The 20,143-nt window shown below is 62.2% G+C and carries 17 protein-coding genes and 1 pseudogene; 1 reads left to right on the top strand and 17 read right to left on the bottom strand.

The features are described from left to right. From C8K66_RS03075 to C8K66_RS31165, 16 genes and pseudogenes are all read right to left on the bottom strand, one after another. Positions 1-2,769: a malto-oligosyltrehalose synthase gene (locus C8K66_RS03075; RefSeq protein WP_108524216.1), complete on the bottom strand. Its 2,769-nt coding sequence runs from the start codon at positions 2,767-2,769 to the stop codon at positions 1-3. Continuing rightward, positions 2,766-4,850, bottom strand: coding sequence for a 4-alpha-glucanotransferase (gene malQ / locus C8K66_RS03070; protein ID WP_057004598.1), 2,085 nt, complete (start codon positions 4,848-4,850; stop codon positions 2,766-2,768). Before malQ ends, C8K66_RS03075 begins: the two co-directional genes overlap by 4 nt. Further along, positions 4,847-6,592, bottom strand: coding sequence for a malto-oligosyltrehalose trehalohydrolase (treZ, locus tag C8K66_RS03065; RefSeq protein WP_108524215.1), 1,746 nt, complete (start codon positions 6,590-6,592; stop codon positions 4,847-4,849). Before treZ ends, malQ begins: the two co-directional genes overlap by 4 nt. 19 nt (positions 6,593-6,611) lie before the next feature. After that, entirely contained in the window at positions 6,612-8,168 is a 1,557-nt protein-coding gene (gene glgA, locus C8K66_RS03060) for a glycogen synthase GlgA (RefSeq protein ID WP_079443969.1), read from the bottom strand. A 481-nt stretch (positions 8,169-8,649) separates the two neighbouring features. After that, positions 8,650-9,603 (bottom strand): D-2-hydroxyacid dehydrogenase family protein, encoded by a 954-nt coding sequence (locus tag C8K66_RS03055; protein ID WP_017846391.1) that lies wholly within the window; start codon positions 9,601-9,603, stop codon positions 8,650-8,652. A gap of 26 nt (positions 9,604-9,629) precedes the next feature. After that, positions 9,630-10,643 (bottom strand): alpha/beta fold hydrolase, encoded by a 1,014-nt coding sequence (locus tag C8K66_RS03050; RefSeq protein ID WP_108524214.1) that lies wholly within the window; start codon positions 10,641-10,643, stop codon positions 9,630-9,632. A gap of 43 nt (positions 10,644-10,686) precedes the next feature. Further along, positions 10,687-11,130 (bottom strand): YqaA family protein, encoded by a 444-nt coding sequence (locus tag C8K66_RS03045; protein ID WP_017846389.1) that lies wholly within the window; start codon positions 11,128-11,130, stop codon positions 10,687-10,689. Positions 11,131-11,133: 3 nt separating this feature from the next. After that, entirely contained in the window at positions 11,134-11,580 is a 447-nt protein-coding gene (locus C8K66_RS03040) for a DUF411 domain-containing protein (protein ID WP_017846388.1), read from the bottom strand. Between the two features lie 107 nt (positions 11,581-11,687). Further along, positions 11,688-12,941, bottom strand: a complete 1,254-nt coding sequence (locus C8K66_RS03035; RefSeq protein WP_046383589.1) for a ferric reductase-like transmembrane domain-containing protein — start codon at positions 12,939-12,941, stop codon at positions 11,688-11,690. Between the two features lie 151 nt (positions 12,942-13,092). Next, positions 13,093-14,418, bottom strand: a complete 1,326-nt coding sequence (locus tag C8K66_RS03030; RefSeq protein ID WP_046383588.1) for an MFS transporter — start codon at positions 14,416-14,418, stop codon at positions 13,093-13,095. A gap of 82 nt (positions 14,419-14,500) precedes the next feature. Then, on the bottom strand, positions 14,501-15,694 hold the full coding sequence (gene lhgO, locus C8K66_RS03025; protein ID WP_017846385.1) for an L-2-hydroxyglutarate oxidase: 1,194 nt from the start codon (positions 15,692-15,694) through the stop codon (positions 14,501-14,503). 112 nt (positions 15,695-15,806) lie between these two features. Continuing rightward, positions 15,807-16,517 (bottom strand): FadR/GntR family transcriptional regulator, encoded by a 711-nt coding sequence (locus C8K66_RS03020; protein WP_017846384.1) that lies wholly within the window; start codon positions 16,515-16,517, stop codon positions 15,807-15,809. Positions 16,518-16,681: 164 nt separating this feature from the next. After that, positions 16,682-17,143: an SRPBCC family protein gene (locus C8K66_RS03015; RefSeq protein WP_017846383.1), complete on the bottom strand. Its 462-nt coding sequence runs from the start codon at positions 17,141-17,143 to the stop codon at positions 16,682-16,684. 90 nt (positions 17,144-17,233) lie between these two features. Next, positions 17,234-17,446, bottom strand: a pseudogene (locus tag C8K66_RS03010) (methyl-accepting chemotaxis protein); the annotation flags it as partial. Positions 17,447-17,468: 22 nt separating this feature from the next. Continuing rightward, complete coding sequence (locus C8K66_RS03005; protein WP_256590894.1) at positions 17,469-19,229, bottom strand: M91 family zinc metallopeptidase; 1,761 nt, start codon at positions 19,227-19,229, stop codon at positions 17,469-17,471. 6 nt (positions 19,230-19,235) lie between these two features. Further along, positions 19,236-19,370 carry a hypothetical protein gene (locus C8K66_RS31165; protein ID WP_017846380.1) on the bottom strand — a complete coding sequence of 45 codons (135 nt, stop codon included), beginning with the start codon at positions 19,368-19,370 and terminating at the stop codon, positions 19,236-19,238. A gap of 172 nt (positions 19,371-19,542) precedes the next feature. Between C8K66_RS31165 and C8K66_RS03000 the strand changes: the two genes are divergently transcribed. After that, positions 19,543-19,737 (top strand): hypothetical protein, encoded by a 195-nt coding sequence (locus C8K66_RS03000; RefSeq protein ID WP_017846379.1) that lies wholly within the window; start codon positions 19,543-19,545, stop codon positions 19,735-19,737. Between the two features lie 14 nt (positions 19,738-19,751). Here C8K66_RS03000 and C8K66_RS02995 read toward each other — a convergent pair whose 3' ends face one another. Beyond that, positions 19,752-20,132, bottom strand: coding sequence for a hypothetical protein (locus C8K66_RS02995; protein ID WP_046486080.1), 381 nt, complete (start codon positions 20,130-20,132; stop codon positions 19,752-19,754). Positions 20,133-20,143 lie beyond the last annotated feature (11 nt).

The following is a 20,143-nucleotide window of genomic DNA, read 5'->3' as shown; positions in this document are numbered from 1 at the left end:
TCAGCTTGATTGATCATCAGGATCGATAAAGACGTTGACCGGGAAATCCCCCAGCGCAGTGCTGATCAACAGCTCCTTGTCTGGTGTGACTGCGCGTGTATGAAAAAGTCCCTTCCAGTTTTCGGTTGGCGCGGCGAACGGTAATTTTACTCGGGTATCGCCCCAAACCCGCGCATTGACCTGGGGATGCACACCGTTTTCCAGCAGGCGATAGGGCCAGCGCGGCACCACCACCAGTGCGCGTTTGCCCTGGTATTCGCGGCAGAACGCGACCACGTGCTCGGCATGTCGACCGACCACGTCCAGGGGCGTGTAGCTGCCCCGATGGAACAGTTCAGGATGGGCCTTGCGCAAGGCCAGCACCTGGGCGATCAAGGCTTGTTTGATACGCCCGTCCCGCCAGTTGAACAACAGCTTGCCGATGTCCGGTGGGGTATCCAGCGCGTGCTGCCGTGCGTTGAAATCCACCGGGCGGCGGTTGTCCGGGTCGACCAGGCTGAAGTCCCAGAACTCATTGCCCTGGTACAGGTCCGGCACACCCGGCACTGTGACTCGAAGCAAGGATTGCGCCAGCCCATTGAGCGCGCCAGCGGGGGCAATCGCTTGGGCGGCGGCGCCGATGGCGGTGCGCAGTGCGCGGCCTGCGTCGCTGAGCAGCAGGCGCGTGAGAAACGTTTCCACGCCCTGTTCGTAAGCCTCGTTGGGCGCGCTCCAACTGCTCTGCAACTTGGCTTCGCGCAGGGCCTTTTGTTGCCATTGCCAGAGGCGTTGTTGATAGGCCTCGAGTGCCGGCCGGTCGTCCAGGTGCAGGTCCAGCGGCCAACTGCCGAGCAGTACCTGATAGAGGATCAACTCATCGCCTGCCGATGGGCTGCTGGCGTCGTTGCGCAACGGCGCGGCGAGGCGGCGCCAATGCGTCACCTGTTCGGCATACCACCCTGCGCATTCGCTCAACACGGCGAGGCGGGCGCGGCTGTCTTCACCGCGTTTGTGGTCGTGGGTGGCGGTGGCCAGCAGGTTATCGGGGAACGCCTGCAAGCGCTGCTGATTGGCCGCGTGAAAATCGGCCAGCGGTGCGCTGAACTGTTCGGTACTGAAGCCCACGTCGTTGCGCGACAGCAACACCGCCGAGCGATAGAACGCGGTGTCTTCCACGGCTTTGGCGGCGGCCGGCGAGGTCAATTGCTGGAAGCGCACGCAGGCATGCTTGAGCAGCTTGCGCTCGCGGCCGAGCGGGCGATTGCGCCACGGTTGGCCGCCCAACCATTTTTCCAGGTTGTCCAGCACCGGCCAGTCGCCTTCGCTCAAGGTGCTGCGCGCGCCCGCCAGGGCTTGCAGGAAAAACGTGTCGTCGCGTTCGCTGCGGCCACAGGCGCTGATGTAGGTGCGGTACACCGGGAAATGCACGATCAGTTCCTGCAGGGCGCGGCGGATCGCGCCGAGGGTCAGGTCGCGGCTCATCACGTCGTCGCGGGCCACTTGCAGCAAGGCCTGGGCCACGCTTTCGAAGTCGCCGGCAAGAGAACCGTTGAGGATCTGCCGGCGCGCCAGCCAGGCTTCTTCGATAAAGGCCGACGGCCGTTCGCTGTGCCGGGTCCACAGCTCGGCCAGCGTTGCGAAGCCTTGCGGGCGGTGTTGCAGCAGCGACAGCTGGTTCATGAATTCGTAACCGGTGGTGCCGTCCACCTGCCAGTCCTCGCGCAGGGTTTCGCCTTCGCCGAGGATTTTTTCGACGAAAATCGGCAGGTGACGCTCGGGCGACAGCGTATCGACCCGCCGCCGCAGCTTGCGGCAATACCCGCGTGGGTCGGCCAGCCCGTCGATATGGTCGATGCGCAGGCCATCGACCAGCCCCTGGCTGATCAACTCGAAGATCTTGCCGTGGGTGGCTTCGAACACGGCACTGCGTTCTACGCGCAGGCCGCCCAGATCGTTGACATCGAAGAAGCGCCGCCAGTTGATATCGTCCGCCGCGGTGCGCCAACTGGCCAGGCGATAGGCCTGTTGCTCCAACAGCCCGTGCAGGCGCTGGAACCCGTCGGGCTGGCGTGCGTCGAAGGTGCCCAGCCGCTGTTCGATGGCCTGCCGCACGGCGTTGTCGGTGGCGCGTTCGGCCAGGGCTTGTTTGAGCCAGGCCGCTTCGGCGTAGGCATCGCTCTGGTAGGCGAGGGTGCTGAAGCGGTCGGCGAGGGGCTTGAGCAGTTCATCGGCGCCCAGAATCGTCGCGTAATCTTGTGGGCAGATCGGGAAGCGGTGTTCGTAGTGCTCGACGGAAAAACTGCCGTGCGCGGCGTCGAAGTGCAGGGTCAACGTGCCGGTTTGCAGGGCTTCGCCGTAGTCGCTGGCGAGGAACGGCATGAGCAATTGGCCCTTGAGCAGCGGGTCGGGCGAGTGCCATTGAATGTCGAAGAATTCGCAGTAGGGACTCAACCGGCCCCATTCCAGCAGGTCGAGCCACCAGGGGTTGTCGGCGCCGCCCACGGCCATGTGGTTGGACACGATATCGAGAATCAGCCCCATGTCGTGTTGGCGTAGGGCGGCCACCAGGCGGCGCAACGCCGCTTCGCCGCCCAGCTCCGGGTTGACGGTGGTGGGGTCGACCACGTCATAGCCATGCATGGAACCTGCGCGGGCACTGAGCAGCGGTGAGGCATACAAATGGCTGATGCCCAGCCGGGCAAAGTACGGCACCAGAGCCACCGCGTCATCGAGGGTGAACCCTTTATGAAACTGCAGGCGCTGGCTGGCGCGCAGGGGCAGAGCCTTCATCGGTCACGCTCATGGGCTTGATTGCGTGCCACCGCCAGCAGTTCCAGGCGGCGCGCGGCACCCGCATTGTCGAGCAGGCTCGCCGCCTCGCCTGGCAGGCGGCGGCGCCAATTGGGGTGGGTGTCGATGGTGCCGGGCAGGTTGGCTTGTTCTTCGAGGCCCAAGGCATCTTCCAGCGGCAGCAGCACCAGCGGCGCGCGGGTGTGGCCGAGGTAGCGCACGCTGGCATCGATCATGTGGTCGGTTTCATTGCGCACTTCATCGACGAAGTTCTGCGGGTCCTGGCTCAAGGCCTGGCGCAGTGCCTGGCGTTCGCGCAGGCGGTGCTCGCGCCATTGCTCCGTGGTGGGCGCATCGATCAGGCCGAGCTGGACGTTCCAGTCGATGTCGCGGCTGTGCCACCAGCCATTGAGGGTTGGCAGGTCGTGGGTGCTGGTGGTGGCCAGGGCGTTGTCCGGCCAGTCGAGGATCGGCTTGAATTGGCCATCATGACCCTGTTCGAACAGCAGCACGCGCATGCCCAGAATCGAGCGGCCGATGAGTTTGTCGCGCAGGCCGTCGGGCACGGTGCCGAGGTCTTCGCCGAGGACGATGGCCTGGTGGCGGTGCGATTCCAGCGCCAGCAGACGCAACAGATCGTCCACCGGGTAATACAGGTAGGCGCCGTCCTGGGGCGAGGCATCCATGGGCATCACCCACAGGCGTTGCAGGCCCATCACATGGTCGATACGCAAGCCGCCGGCATGGGCGAAATTGGCCCGCAGCATCTCGATAAACGCACGGAAGCCATGGCGCTTGAGGCCTTCCGGGGCGAAGGCGGAGATGCCCCAGCCCTGGCCGGCGCGGTTGAGAATGTCCGGCGGCGCGCCGACGGTCAGGCCGGCGAGCAATTCATCCTGGCGGCTCCAGGCCTGGCTGCCGCCACCGTCGGCGCCGACGGCCAGGTCGGCGATCAGGCCGATGCTCATGCCACTGCCACGGGCGGCTTGTTGGGCGCGTTCCAGGCAGCGCGCGATCAGCCATTGGCCGAAGGCGTAGAAGCCGATGTCGTCGCGGTTTTCCTCGGCGAAGCGCAGGAGCGCCGGGCTTTGCGGGCTGCGCCATTGCTCTGGCCAATGGCGCCAGTCGAGGTCTTCGCCAGCGGCGGCACGCGCGGCCTGGACCGCTTCGAAACGGCAGTGGTTCTCCAGGGCTTCACCGCCCGCTTGGCGGAAACTGAGGAAGTCGGCGTGTTGCGGGTGTTGACCGTGGCGGAAGTCGTCGTACAGGGCACGCAACAGGCGGTGTTTGGCCTTGGCTGCGGTGGGCCAGTCGATCAGGGTGTGTTGTTCGAGGGTGTGCAGCTCGTCGGCCAGACCGCAGGCCTCGATGGCATTGCGCACCTGGCGCTCACCCAGGATGCAGCCGGGCGATGCGTACAGGCTATTGAGAAACAGGCGGCTCGACGGCGAGTACGGGCTGTAGCGCTCGGGGTCGGCGCTGAACATCGCGTGCATCGGGCTGATCGCCAGGGCGTCGGCACCGCGTTCGGCGGCCGAGCGGGCCAGGTGTTCCAGCGCCAGGGTGTCGCCGAACCCGCCGTCGCCGAGGCGGCGCAGGGCGTACAACTGGGCGCTCAGGCCCCAGGCACGTGGGGTTTGACTGTCGACGGCATCGGCGACGCTGTAGCAGTGACGAGGGGCCACGGCCAGGGTGAAGGCCTGGTCGGCGATATGCACTTGGTGGTAGCCGAGGGCGATCACGCCGGGCAGTACCGCGTTGCCGTCGAGGCGTAATTCGAGGACTTCGCCCTCCTCGAGGCTGACCCGGCAGACGGTGTCGGGCGCGAAGTAGCGCGCCAGGTCCAGGCCTTCGCCGCTGTCGACGGTGAGCAAGGGCGGCAGGTGTTTGTCCTGTTGCACTTGCTCCAGGTCTCGCAGGCTGGCGTCGATCTCGGCATCGCTGTCTGCCGGGTGGCCCAGGCCTTTGAGGACGGCGCGCAGGGCGTCCGGTTTGACACGTTGCGGGCGGCCGTTTGCGTCGATCCAATCGACCGCCAGGCCCGCTCGGCCGGCGAGGATTTCCAGGTTCGCTTCGCTCAAGGGTGCTCTCCAACAGGGGATAGGGTAACGCGTGCGCTGAAGGGCGCCAGGTGCGCGTGGTCATGCGCCGGCGTTTGGAACAGCACATGCTGCGCAGCGGGGTGAGCCAGGGCCGTGGCACTCAGGTTCAGGTCGATCTGTAACAGGCTGCCGTTGCCCAGGCGCCAACGCGCACTGACGGCGCGGTCTGCCAGCACCTGCGCACCGAGGGCCACGCTGCCGGGCAGGTGCGGCACGATATGCTGGCGGCGCAGGCGCAGCAGGTGGCGATAGAACTCGGTGTGTTCGTTGGCGGCGAATGACGGCGCCGATTGCTCGAAGGTCGGCAGCGCGTTGGGATCGGGAATCCGTTCGCGTCGCTCGGGGTCGTGGAACGCGGCGAAATCGGCGAATTCATTGCGACGACCTTCGCGTACCGCTTCTGCCAGTTCGCCATGGTGGTCAGTGAAAAACAGAAACGGCTCGCTGGCGTTGACTTCATCGCCCATGAACAGCAACGGGATCATCGGCGACATCAGTAGCAAGGTGGTCGCCGCCTTCAGCGCCTGGGGCGAACACAGTTGGTGCAGGCGTTCGCCGAGGGCGCGGTTGCCGATCTGGTCGTGGTTCTGCAAGAACGCGACGAAGGCGGTGGGCGGCAAGCCGCTGCTGGGTTCGCCGCGTGCATGCCCGTGGCGCGTGGTGTGGCCCTGGTAGACAAAGCCGTCGCTGAGGCAACGTGCGAGTTTGGCGGTAGGCGCTTGGGCAAAGTCGCTGTAGTAGGCATCGGTTTCGCCGGTCAGCAGCACATGCAATACGTTGTGGAAGTCGTCGTTCCATTGCGCATCGAAATCGTGTTTCAGCAGGCTGGCCTGGTTCAGTTCGTTTTCCAGCACCAGCCAAACATGACGGCCGATGTCGACCTGCTGGCGCACCCGGTGCGCCAGTTCCCGCAGGAAACCGGGGTTGTCGATGGCGTGTACCGCGTCCAGGCGCAGGCCGTCGAAGCGGTAGTCGAGCAGCCACATCAGGGCGTTGTCCAGAAAGAAGTCCCGCACTTCACGCCGCTCGAAGTCGATGCCGGCGCCCCATGGCGTATGCACATCTTGCTGGAAGAAGTCTTTGGCGTACTGGCCCAGGTAGTTGCCATTGGGGCCGAAGTGGTTGTAGACCACGTCGAGCAAGACCGCGAGCCCGTGTTCATGGGCGCTGTCGATCAGATGCTTGAGCTGTTCGGGGCTGCCGTAGGCGGCGTGCGGCGCGTAGGGCAGCACGCCGTCGTAGCCCCAATTGCGCTCGCCGGGGAATTGCGCCAGGGGCATCAACTCAATCGCGGTAACGCCCAGTTCGGCCAGGCGTGGCAGGTGCTGCTCGACGGCTGCGAAGCCGCCCAGCGCGCCGACATGCAGTTCGTAGATCACCGCTTCATGCCAGGGGCGGCCCTGCCATGGGTGGTGTCGCCATTCATAGGCGAGCGGGTCGACCACCAGGCTCCAGCCATGCACGTCCGAGGCCTGGGCCCTGGATGCGGGATCGGGGACATCCATTTCCCCATCGATGTTGTAGCGGTAGCGCGTGCCTGCGGGGCACTTTATCTCCGTTTCGAACCAGCCATTTGCCTGGGGCAGCATGGCGACCGAGCGGCCATCTTGCAATTCAACGCTGACATAAAACGCGTCTGGCGCCCACAAGGCGAAACGCGTGTGTTGCGCGTCCAGCATGATTGCGCCGTGGGGCCAGGTTTCCAGAGTCCGTAACGGCATCTATGAAGACCTCCCTTGATTATTTAGTCGATTTCCCCAGCGCCTTGGCCACCAGTTGTTCATACAGTTCGGCATAGGGTTCGACCGCCTGGCACCAGTTGAACGGTTGGGTCATCGCCCGGCAGCGCATGGCGTTGAGCAGGCCTGGGTAGGCGAACACTTTGAACGCACGGTTCAGGGCTTCGCGGTAGCTGTCCACGGTGGACTCGTTGAACAGGAACCCGGTGACGCCGTCTTCGATGGTGTCCGCCAGGCCGCCGGTGTTGCGCGCCACCGGCAGCGAGCCGAAGCGCTGCGCGTACATCTGGCTCAAGCCGCACGGTTCATAGCGCGACGGCATCAGCAGGAAGTCGCTGCCGGCAAACATGCGGCGGGCGTCGGTTTCGTTGAAGCCGATGCGTACACCGACCTGGCCCGGGAAGCGCAGCGCCAGTTCGCGCATGGCCTGTTCTTCTTCCGGCTCGCCACGACCGATGATCGCGATCTGGCCGCCGTTCTCGACGATAAAGCTGGCGACCGCTTCGGTCAGGTCCAGGCCTTTTTGATAGACCAGCCGCGAGACCACGGCGAACAGCGGTCCGGTGGAGTCATGCAGGCCAAACAGGTTGCGCACGTGGGCGGCGTTGACTGCCTTGCCTTCCCAATCGCCGATATTGAAGTTGTGGGTCAGGTGCGTGTCGGTGGAGGCTTCCCAGCTTTCATCGATGCCGTTGGGAATGCCGCTGAGCAAGCCTTGCTGGGTCTTGCTGGCGAGAAAGCCGTCCAGGCCGCAGCCGAATTCCGGGGTGGTGATTTCCTGGGCGTAGGTGGCGCTCACGGTGGTGATGTGGCTGGAGTAGGCCATCCCCGCCTTGAGGAACGACATCTTGCCGTAGAACTCCATGCCTTCCTGTTGCAGCGCATGGGGCGGAATGCCCAGCTCCGGCGTGGAGGCCAGGCTGACCACGCCCTGGTATGCCAGGTTGTGGATGGTGAACAGGGTCGGTGTGCGTGACCCACGCCAGTGCATATAGGCAGGGGCCAGGCCGGCGGGCCAGTCGTGGGCATGCACCAGGTCCGGGCACCAGTGGATCTGGGCGAGGTTGGCGGCCATGTCGGCAGCGGCCAGGCCCAGGCGCGCGAAGCGGATGTGGTTATCCGGCCAGTCGCGGCCGTTGTTGGCGCCATAGGGCGTGCCTTCGCGCTCGTACAGTTCGGGGCAGATCAGTACGTAGATAACCAGGCCATCCTTGAGGTCCATGCGCCCGATCTTGCATGGCGGCAGCGCGGCGTGGCCACCCAGTTCGCCGATGATATGGATCGGGTTGTCGCTTTCCATCACCTGCGGGTAACCGGGGATCAGCACGCGCACATCGTGCAAGTGCCCCATGGCGCGGGGCAGGGCGGCGGAAACATCGCCTAGGCCGCCGGTCTTGACCAGGTCGGCAAATTCGGAAGTGACGAACAAGACTTTCTTTCGATTGGGGTTATGACTCACGACCGGCCGCACAGCATTGGGCAGATCGACCAACGATGTTGGCCCCCCTGCCGATTTACTAAAACGCTCTCCCTGAGTTTCTACTGCGGCACTGATCATAGTTCTCTCCCACATGTTGGTTGGCTGGTGGCCCGCTGCCACTAGCTCCGAAGACCGCTTCCTGCGGCCAGACGCACAAGCGCTATACAAACTGGCAAGGCTTGTGCCAGTTGCACGGTTAGCTGAAATAGATTGGATGGACGGGCATTCGGTCTGAACCGCTTATGCACGCCTTACCCTAAACCTGACCTACGGCAGAGTTTGAAAGTTTCGATTTTTTGCGGGGCTTTTGTTTTTGAACGGACCCATCGAGCTTGAGTCTAGGACAAATCCTAAAGACTGTAGGGTTTATGTGGAAATTTTGTAGGACAAAAAAACTTGTAACGATATGCGACGTTGGAAAGCGGTGTGGGCGCGTGGCGATCGGTGGATAGCGCGTGGCGAGGGCGCGCGGTCCGGTTGGTGGGCTGGCGCCCCGCTTCAGGGGCGTTTCGGGAGCAGGCGCCTCGTCACCGCAGTGCGCGTGCGCTGAATTGGTGCGTCAGCCGAGCACGCGAATGGGCGTGCCCGCGGCCCAAGCCTGGATATCGGCAATCATCTGCTGATAGAACTGCCGGTAATTCTGCTCGCTGACATACCCGACGTGGGGAGTGGCCAGCACGTTCGGCAAACGGCGCAACGGATGATCGACCGGCAGTGGCTCCTCGGCATACACATCCAGCGCTGCTCCCGCCAGGCGGCCGTTGCTCAAGGCCTCCAGCAGCGCCGGTTCGTCCACGATCGGCCCGCGTGCCGTATTGACCAGGCGTGCCGTCGGCTTCATCCAGCCGAGCGCCTCGGCATCCACCAGCCCACGGCTACGCTCGCTGAGGACCAGGTGGATGGTGAGAATATCGGCCTGTGCGAACAAGTCGCGCTTGCTGACCCACGTCACCCCGGATTCCGCCGCGCGTTGCGGTGTAAGGTTTTCACTCCAGGCAATCACCCGCATCCCGAACACCTGGGCAAATTGCGCGACCTTCTGGCCAATGCTGCCCAGCCCCAGGATTCCCAGGGTCTGGCCATGCAGGTCGCCGCCCAGGCCCACCTGCCAGTGACCGGCGCGCAGGGAATTGGCTTCGGCCAGCAGGTTGCGCGTGGACGCCATGATCAACGCCCACGTCAGCTCCGGTGCCGCGTGTTTATAGCTGTCGGTGCCGCACACCTGGATACCCAGGGCTTTGGCGGCGGCAAGGTCGATGGCGGCGTTGCGCATGCCACCGGTCACCAGCAGCTTGAGGTTGGGCAGGCCTTGCAGCAACGGGCTATCGAAGGTCGAACGTTCGCGCATCACGCAGATCACGTCGAAGCCTTTCAGGCGCTCGACCATCGTGGCGGTGTCCGCCGGGTAATCATGCAGAAAATGCACCTGGCCGAGCGCCGCCAGGGCTGACCAGTCCACCACATCACGGGCGACGTCTTGCCAATCATCAATGACTGCGATCTGTAGCGACATACGCGGGCGCCTCTTATAACGTTGGATTAAAGGTGGTCGAGCCCCTGCAGCAAGGCCTTGTGGAACTGCGCCGGTTCTTCCATCTGCGGTGCGTGACCCAGGCCGGGGAATTCCACCAGGGTGGCGCGGGGGATCAACTTGGCTACCTGTTTGCCCAGCACCGCGTAGTGCCCGATCTTTGCCTTCACCGCCGGCGGCGCGAGGTCTTTGCCGATGGCGGTGGTGTCGCTGGTGCCGATCAGCAGCAGCGTGGGCACCTGCAGGTCCTTGAACTCGTAGTACACCGGCTGGGTGAAGATCATGTCGTAAATCAGCGCCGAGTTCCATGCCACCTGGGTGTGGCCGGGGCCTTTGTTCATGCCGGCGAGCATCTGTACCCAGCGCTCGTATTCGGGCTTCCAGTGGCCGGCGTAGTAGGTGTCGCGCTCGTAGCTGCGGATGCCGTCGGCGCTCACCTGCAATTCGCGTTCGTACCATTGGTCGACGCTGCGATAAGGCACGCCGAGGGCTTTCCAGTCTTCCAGGCCGATCGGGTTGACCAGCGCCAGTTGCTCGGTTTGCTCTGGGTACAGCAGCGCGTAGCGGGTGGCGAGCATGCCGCCGGTGGAGTGGCCGAGCAGGGTGACCTTCTGAATGCCGAGTTTTTCCAGCAGTTGGTGGGTATTGATCGCCAGTTGCTGGAAGCTGTACTGGTAGCTGTCGGGCTTGCTCGAGGTGCAGAAGCCGATCTGGTCGGGTGCGATCACGCGGTAACCGGCGTCGCTCAGCGCCTTGATCGAACCCTCCCACGTGGCGCCGCAGAAGTTCTTGCCGTGCAGCAGCACCACGCTGCGACCGTTGGCTGTGCCGCTGGCCGGGATGTCCATGTAGCCCATGTGCAGGGATTTGCCTTGGGACTGAAAGCGGAACTGTTGAACCGGATAAGGGTATTGGAAACCCTGCAGTTCAGGCCCGTAGCTAGGGCCTTCGGTGGCGGCGAATACGGGCGCTGCGCCGGCAGCGAGCAGGCCGGCAACGCAAAAGGTGCGCAGTAGAGGCATGGCGGGGCTCCGAGTGGGGAGCTCGGATGCTGTTTGCAGGCGATTAAGTGGGGATTAACACCCAGTGCAGGGTCAGCGCGGCCAGCACGCCATAACGCACGCCCTTGGCCAGGGTCACCAGCAGCAAAAAGCGCCACAGCGGCTCGCGCATCACCCCGGCGATCAAGGTCAGCGGGTCGCCGATGATCGGCACCCAACTGAGCAATAACGTCCAATGCCCCCAGCGTTCGTAGTGGCGGCGCGCCTTGTCGAGTTGCCGGGCGTTGACCGGAAACCAGCGCCGCGCCTTGAAGTGCTCGATCGAGCGCCCCAGCAGCCAATTGACCAGCGAGCCGAGCACGTTGCCCAGCGTCGCAATGCCCAGCAGCCACCACAGGCTGTAATGCCCGCTGAGCAGCAGGCCCACCAGCACGGCTTCCGATTGCAAGGGCAGGAGGGTGGCGGCGCCGAACGCCGCAAAAAACAGCCCCAGGTAACCCGTCAGCATCGATCAGTGTGCCGGGTAGTCGGCCACCACCACATCTTTACCGTCGCGGGTCAGGCCGATGACTTGGTAGGCGTCGCCGTGGCCGTCCATTTCCATGCCGGGCGAACCCATGGGCATGCCCGGCGCGGCGATACCGAGCAGATCATCGCGCTTGCGCAGCGCCAACACGTGCTCGGCGGGTACGTGACCTTCGACGAACTTGCCGTCGATCACGGCGGTATGGCACGAGCCCAGGCGCGGCGCGACGCCGAGGCGTTGTTTGACCGCGCTCATATCGGTCTCAACGTGATCATTGACCTTGAAACCGTGGCTTTCCAGATGGCGGATCCATTGTTTGCAGCAGCCGCAGTTGGCGTCGCGGTGTACGTCGATGGGGATCAGCTCGGCCGCCTGGGCCAGGCCGGTGGTCAACAGGGCTGAAAGCAGGGCCAGTCGCAATGGGGTTTTCATAGGGCGTCTCGCAAGTCAGAGAAGGTTGTGGGATGGGCGCTATCATGCCAGTTTACGTCCACCGCCAAACCCCCTTCAGGTGCTGGGTTGACCTGCGTCCCGTGGTTTCAGCGAAACTCGAACCGTTCGCTGTGCAGGTTGGCCGGTGGAATCCGGTGGGCGTTCATCAGCTCGCGAACCTTGACCAGCAAGCCTTTGGGGCCGCAGAAGCTGATATGCACTTTGTCGGGGTCGGTCTCGGCCACGGCTTGGCGCAGGGTGTCGGCCAAGCGTTCGAGGCCGCCGGCATTACTGACGAATTGCGCACCTCGTAAGCGGGCCATGGTCTGCACCTGTTCGGCCGGCGGGAAGGCGCGCGCGGGCGTGAAGCAATAGACCAGCGTGGCTTTGTCGAAGTCTTTGGCGGCTGGGTCTTGCAGCCAGGAAATAAACGGCGAAATACCCACACCGGCGCCGATCCAGATTTCCCGTTCGGCCTGCACGGCACGCTTGAAGCGCCCGTAAGGCGCATACAGATCGGCGCGCATGCCGACCTTGGCGCAGTCTGCCAGGGCGTTGGTGTAATCCCCCAACCCTCTGATCATGAACGCAATCTGCCCGTTTTCACGGTTGGCGCTGGCGATTGTGAAGGGGTGCGGCTCGCGCAACCCTTTGACCTGCATGGCCAGGAACGCGAATTGCCCGGCCTTGAAGTCAAACCCGTTGTGAATCGGCGCCAGTGTCAAATGCAACGCGCCGTTGGCGCGGTTGACGGCCGTCACCCGGTATTCGCCGGCACGCCCAACCCAGGGGTAGAGCACCAATTTATAGAGGGCTCCGATGACGCCCAGGCTGCAGCACAAGGTCAACCAGACGCCCGATGGCGCGGTCAGGGTGATCGGCGATTTGAAACTCAGCCCGTGCAGGATCACGATCAGGAACAGCGGGCCAGACAACTTGTGCCACCAGCGCCAGACGTTGTAAGGAATGTTGCGGTTCAACGCCAACAGCACGATCAGGCCCAGCGCCACGTAGCTCAGTTGACGGACGAGGCGCGTCCAGTATTTGGGCAGCTCCAGGATGGGCACGCTGTTCCACACATCCAGGTTAGCTTTGAACACAAAGTGATACGTGGCGAACACCAGCGCCCAGATGCCCAACCACTTGTGTACTTCATAGACGCGATCCAGGCCGCCAAACACGTTCTCCACCACCGACCAGCGACTGGCCAGTACACAGGACGCCGCCATGTACACCAGCGCGCAAGTGCCGAGCAGCAAACTGAGGGTCGCTGAGGTCAGCCACGTCTTGACCGGTATATCCATGAGTAACGTCAACGTCGTGATCAGGAAGAGGACGACGAGGCAGTGACGGGTTTTCAACGGGTGCTCCTAGGGTTTCTTCGGGGGAGTGAATACTCATCTCACATTTTTAGGTTACCCGGTTACGTGAAGAGCGGCCTTGACGTCGGTCATGCGCAAGGGCACAGGCCATGGCCTGGCCCCCGCGCTGAAGTCGACCGAGGTTTTTCGCTCAGTTCTTGAAGGTCGAGTGTTTACGGCCCTGGTCGCACAGGGCGAACACCACCACCAGCAGTGCCGCGATCGCGAGGATAATCACCACCCCGCCTGTGGCGTGGGTCGGTGACGCGGCCACCAGGGACAAGGCTCCCAGCGGTGCCAGGCCGCCGGCGATAGCGGTACCGATTTCGCGGCCGGTGCCGAAGCCCGAGGAGCGCGTCTGGGTCGGGAATTGACGGCTTAAGAACGAGCCCTGGGGCGCGAACATCATGGGAGCGAGCAGGCCGGTGCCGACGCCGATGGCAATGTAGATCATTAGGCTGTCGCCAGTGTCGAGCAGGGCCAGGAACGGGTAGGCAAACAACAGCGAGCAGACGCCGCCGAGTACCAGCACTTTTTTGCTGCTCCATTTGTCGCACAGCCAGCCGAAGCACGGCACCGCGACGATGGCGATCAGGCTGGCAATGGTCACCGACAGCGACGTGACGTGCACATCGACGCCTTTGAATTGAGTCAGGTAGGCCAGGGAAAACGTCTTGAAGATATAGCTCAGGGCGTTGTAGCCAATGGCTACGAAGAACACCACCGCCAACCCCTTGAGATCGTTCTTGAACAGCGCTTTGAGCGGCGAAGGCTTGGCGACCTTGGGTGCCTGGCTCAGCTCCTTGAACTCCGGGGTTTCCGGAATGCTGTTGCGCACCCACAGGCCGACGCCCACCAACGCGATACTGCAGATGAACGGGATACGCCAGCCGCCTGCCAGCATGAAGTCGTTGCCATTGATGGTCAGCAGGTACACGGTCAATGACGACAGGAGCAGGCCCAGGTTCAGGCCCAACGCCGGCCAGGCGCCCTGGCTACCGCGCTTGCCTTCCGACGCGTGCTCGTAGGAAGTGACCGCCGCGCCCGACAACTCGGCCCCGGCGCCCAGGCCCTGGATGATCCGGATGAACACCAGGATGATCGGCGCCCAGATGCCGATGGAGGCATAGCTGGGGATCAGGCCGATCAGTGTGGTACACACGCCCATCATGCAGAAGGTCAATACCAGCACCTGCTTACGGCCGAACTTGTCGCCCAGGTAGCCGAACAGAATGCCGCCGAACGGTCGGGCGATAAAGCCGATGGCGAAGGTGGAAAAGGCCATGAGCGAGGCGGTTTTCGGGTCACTGTTGTCGAAGAAGATCTTCGAGAACACGATGGCCGCCATGGTGGCGTACAGGTAAAAGTCGTACCACTCCAGCATCGATCCGAAGATCGTGGCGGCGGCGACTTTGCGCAGGCGTTTTTTGCTTTGTGCCGGCGTTTCCGGGGCAGCGGTATGCGGTGTTGCCGTCATTCTGTACTTCCTTCTGAGTCATTATATTTATTGTCAAAGTGACGCTTGTGGCGATGGCCCGGGAAGGGCCGGGGATGCGGTGTCAGCCGGGTGTGAACATGCGATCGGCGATCATTTCGCCGATGGGAATCGCCGAGGTGGCGGCGGGTGAGGGCGCGTTGCAGACATGGAGCATGCGGGGCGTCTGGGCGAACAGAAAGTCGTGGACCAGGCTGCCGTCGCGCATCACGGCCTGGGCGCGGATGCCTGCTTCGTAGGGCAGCAGATCTTCGCGGTTCAACGACGGGCAGTACTTGCGGCATTGCTCCAGGTAGCCGGACTTGAACAGTGAGTTTTTCATCTCGACGCTGCCCGAACCCAGGTTCTGCCAGAGGGTTTTCCAGAAACCGGGGAAGCTGGCGTACTGCGCCACGTCGCGCCAGTTGATCGAGAACTTGCGGTAGTTCTCCCGGCCCAGGCCCAGCACGGCGTTGGGGCCGACGGTGATGCTGCCGTCGATCATCCGCGTCAGGTGCACGCCGAGGAACGGCAGTTCCGGGTCTGGAATCGGGTAGATCAGGTGGTTGACGAGGTTGTTCTTCGAGGCCGGCAGGCGGAAGTATTCGCCGCGAAAGGGGATGATCTGGTGGTCGATCTTGACCCCGGCCATCGTCGCCAGCCGATCCGACTGCAGGCCGGCGCAGACCACCAGGTGCCTGGCTTGCCAGGCTTCGCCGCGGGTGTTGACGGTGACCTTGTCGGTGTCTTCCGAAATGGCGGTGACGGTGCGCTCCAGGCAGATCTCACCGCCTTGTCGGCGAATTACCTGGGCCATGGTTTCGCAGACTTCGCGGTAATCGACAATGCCGGTCGCATCGAGAAACAAGCCGCCCAGACCGATGATGTTGGGCTCGCGCTGGCGCAGTTGGTCGGCGTCCAGGCGTTCGACCTTCAGCTCATTCAACTGCGAGCGCGCATAAAGTGCCTCCATGCGCTGCATTTCCAGGGGCGTGGAGGCCACCAGCAACTTGCCGCACACCTCGAACTTGATCCCGTGTTCGCGGCAAAACCGTTTGGTGGCCTCGGCGCCGCGTTTACACAGATCGGCCTTGAGGCTGCCGGGGGCGTAGTAGATGCCAGCGTGAATCACCCCACTGTTATGCCCGGTCTGGTGCTTGGCCAGCGAGGCTTCTTTTTCCAGGATCACCAGTGAGGCGTTGGGCTGGCGTTTGAGCAGCTCCATCGCAGTGGCCAGGCCGACGATGCCACCGCCGATGATGCAGAAGTCGTAAATCATGGTTTGGAGTACCTAAGGGCTGCACATTTCAGTCTGCTTATCAGGTTGTCAGACTAATGTTTTTGTTAAAAAAATGGCGTGCCTGAGGCACGCTGCACAAAGCTTGGATCATTCAATTCGTGGCAGGCAGCTCAAGTTGCAGGCGTTTGGCCGCTGCGCGCAGGTGCGCTTCGGCATTGGCTGCGGCCGCTTGGGCATCACCATCGGCGATGGCCTGGTAAAGCGCCTGGTGTTCCTGGGTGGCGTCGGCCGAGCCACTGGCAAAACGCGACGCCGAGTTTTCCCAGGCGGTTTTGCGCGCACTGGCCAACTGGCTGCGCAGAAAGTCGTGGAAGGCGACAAAGTAGTCATTCTTGCTGGCTTCGGCGATGGCGCGATGAAACTCGACATCGGCGAGGGCGGCGGCCTCGAAGTCGGCGCGCTGGTCGTGCATTTCCTGCAGCGCCTTCTGCATGCGCTGCAGGTCGTCGGCATCACGGCGTTGGGCGGCGATCGAGGCGGCCTGGGTTTCGATCCACAGGCGCACTTCGAACATCTGCGCCAGGTCCGGACGACGACCGTTTTTTTCCGGGAAGCGAAACACCGTACCCGCAGGGGTTTGCGAGATAAATGAGCCCAGGCCACGCTTGGCTGTCAGCACACCGTCGGCCTTGAGTTGGGCAATCGCTTCGCGCACCACTGAGCGGCTGACGTTCAGTTGTTCAGCCAGTTGCTGTTCAGTGGGCAAACGCGACTCGGGCGCCAATTGGCCAGAATCGATTTCGGCGCGGATGGCGCTGACGACCCGTACAACGAGCGAGTCAGGGCGCTGGAGCTCAAGCATGGAAAAAACCTTGGTAGTCAGGTTGTCAGACAATAGAGGTTACGCTTTTGCCTTGTCAAGATGTTGCCGGAGATGTTTGCAGGCTGTCCGGTCGTTGGGTCGATAGGCTCGCCGTCGAGACTAAGGCGCATCGCGGCCGTGCGGAAGCTCGACGGTATGTTGGCTCATTCGACGAAGGCGGGGTTTTCCAAGCGTTGCTTGAGCTGGTCCAGCGCAACCGTGGACAGCTCCACCATGCGCTCGTGCAAGCCGGCCAGTTGCAGTTCGGTTTCATAGGTCAACACGCGCTTGAACAGCGTGCCGTCACGACAGGCGTGCAGGCTGTAGTGAATCGAGCCGTCGACGGCCAGGGAGGTGAATACCGCCTTGAATTCTTCCGGCGGCCGGGCGATCTGCACGCGGTAACTCATCGGCACCCGCACGCCCAGCAGGTCGATCACCTCGGTAAAGCGCGTGCCGGCGGAGAGTGAACCGGTGGTGCCGGTGTCGGCACTGAGGGAGGTCGGGTGCCATTCGTGCCAGCGATCGGGCTGGGTTACATAGTTGTAGACAGCCTCGATAGGCGCTTGGATAAAGCGTTCCTGACTGATCCGCTCCAGGCGGACCGACTGCTCGACAGCGCGCATGGAACACCTCCTGTGTGGTGAAACTCTGCACCCGGAGCTGTCAGGATAGACCTACTCCCATGCATTGCACGGGAGTGTCTCATTAATTTATCACTGCACCTTGAAGCGGCTCATCAGCGCGATCACCCAGGCATTGGCGTTGAGCAGGCTTTGCGTATTGGTTTCAGTGGCATGGCCGCTTTGCACCCGCTCTTCGACCATATGTCGGATATGGACCATGCTGCGGTTGATCCACTCGGTCACAGCGCTTTGCTGCTCGGCAGCCGTGGCGTTCTGGGTGCTGAGGTTGTTGATATGGCTGACCGGCTGGCGTGTGAAGGGTGTACTAGAGACCGTCCCCCTGAGCACTGAGATCAAATCGGTAACTTTTCCTAAGCGGTTTACCCATTTCTTCGAGCAGACCGTTCTCAGTGAAGGGTTTTGGATTAATGGTGCTTAGTGGCGTGGCGGGGTCGTTATCGAGGTCAAAAGGTTCTGCATCGCTGGGCAGGCCAACGACTTGGTGTTCTAAATGCGGGACGACGTCCGTTCTGCCTGATTCCCGACGTTGGGTACTCTCACCCGCCAGGAACGTGCCGGTGGCGCCATTGTAGGCATGCCCAATCTCGTGAAAGAGGCCGTTTACGGGAAACCCTGTAAAGGTACCGTCAGCTCGCTCCCGGGTAGACTGGGGGTCATAAAAAATGTGGGCACTATTGGCGCCCAAACCGGCCACACCATTTTGGATGATTCCCTGCTCCGATGGGGTGAGAGCTTCGTATGCCTCAGGTGTCAGCTCGTCCTGATCAGTTCTCCAGAAAATGTATGACGTGTTGCCCGAGTCACCTCGTTCGATGGTGACTTTGCCGCCGTTCAGCACGGCGAGTTCATCCATTTTGGCAAGGGTCTGTTGGCCTAGCGGCGAACTGCGCAGGAATTCGAGGTCGTCGGTTACCCGTTGTTTGAACTCCAGGTGCCCGTCTTTCACGATGAACGCCTGCTCGCCGGCGTTGCTGGGTTTGACCTCGGTGAAAGCCGAGCCTTGGGTACGGTCGAAATGATCACTGGCGTTGGCGTAGATACGGTCCTTGCGCTGATTATTCAAAATGGTGTCGTGGCCTTTCCCTGTATAGAAGGTGGTACGGTCGCGCCCTATAAGAAGGTCATCGTCATTGCCGCCATGTGAAACCGTATGCCCGCTGCCTGAGACGAGTACATCTTCGTTGTCGCCACCGTCCAGATAACTCTGCTTGGTGGCGGGACCGTCGCCGGCAATGAGCAGGTCCATGCCCTTATTGCCATACATCACGGCATGGCCGCTTCCCCCAAGGATGGTGTCGTCGCCGTCATTGCCCTCGGCATAGCCGAGACCACTGCCCAGTTGCAGGAAGTCCTTGCCGTTCCCGCCATAGAGTCTGCTCCGGCCGCCGCCTGCCCGGATGTAGTCGTTGCCATCGCCCCCTTCAACGTCAACACGAAGCTTGACGTCATCGTCGATTATTACCGTGTCATCGCCCCCTTGGGTCTCGATCCAGAGGTGCTGCTCCGGGCCCTGTTTTTCTTTGATGTCGAAAAAATAGGGCTTGTCGTTGATCAGGATTTGCAGCTTGTCGCCGGGCCAACTGCGTACATGGATACGGTCCGAATGGTTACCGCTTTCCACTAAAAGCCAATTGTTCATAATCTCCGGCTTTTCAGGGGTCGATGTATCCCAGTCAATGAGTCGACTGATTGTCACGTCGCCGTCAGTGTGCAGCGGGTGTTTTCTGCGGTTACTGTCGTCTGGCGTCAGATCGGATGGGGGATCGTAAGGCGAGGGTTTATCGCGAGGGGCAGGTTGTGGCGTGTGGGTATGAGTGGCTGCGAAATAAACGAGAGGAAATAGCATCGGCGGGGCCTTCACATTCAATGAGGTGAGCATCTGATTGCGCATCAGGGCTGCCCATTCCGTGGTGGGTTGGCTGAAAGTGTTCCGCAGGATGGCGAGAAGCTTGGTGCAAAATGTTTCGTGCCGGCGGTGATCGGCGGGCCAAACGCGCCCTTTGAAGGCAGGTGGATAAGCGACGGCTTGAGCGGTCTCGCTCTGCGCAGGGAGAGCGAGACGCACGTGTGATCAGCGGTGGTAGTAACCCGGGCCGCCACCGTAGTAACGGTGGTCATGCCAGCCACCACCGTGTGGGAAAATGATGCAGCCGCTCATGCTCAGGATGATCAACAAGGGAATCAGCAGTGTGATTCGACGGAACATTTCAAAATCCTCTAGGGTACTCATAGATTGAATCAGGCGACGGGCAAGCCAAAGTTTTTCATCGCCTGTAACATGAGACCCTGCCGACCCGATTCCATCCCCTCCAGCGGGTATGTATTTGGCATGTTCGGCGATACAAAGTGGATACATTCTCAAGGTTCAGGAACCCGTCATGACGCAAAAGCAACGTTTGAAATACTCGATTCTGATCTCCCTGGTCGTACTGGGGACGATGTTTGGCCTGTCCTACTTGCAGAACACCGGGGTTATCAGCGAAAAAACGTTCCAGTACATCGCCATTGCGGTGGCGGTCACCGTGGTCGTGATCAACGGTGTGATGCGGCGCAAGGTCAAGCCCAACTTCTGATTCAGCTGCGTGGGTCAGGCGCGGCCTTCGAGTACTTTGGCAGCCTCTTCATGGAGGCTGTAGCTTTTGTCGGCATTGAGGGTGATCACGCCCTCGCTGCACAGGCGCTTGAGTACCTCGCGCACGCTGAGAAACGACAACGGGATGCCCAGCTCCAGCAAATGGCTGTGTACCCCGCGTACCCCAAGGGTGCGCTGGTTGTCGGCGGCGGTGAGGAGGGCGTCGATGACCTTCAGCCGGATCAGGCTGGTGCGCAAACCAAAACACTTGAGCAAATGGCGGATGCGCTGATTGCCGTGCTGTTCAGGTGCGTTGCCGAACGCTTGGGCGCCTCTGCCATGAGCGGCCTCGGCGGTCGGTGAATGTCCGTCCGTGGGCAGTTGCGAGTTGTACATGCAAAAACTCC

The organism is Pseudomonas sp. GV105 (genome assembly GCF_003058185.1).
Classification (GTDB): Bacteria; Pseudomonadota; Gammaproteobacteria; order Pseudomonadales; family Pseudomonadaceae; genus Aquipseudomonas; species Aquipseudomonas veronii.
Note: the sequence above shows the minus strand (reverse complement) of the source record. Positions and strands in the feature narration are given on the sequence as shown.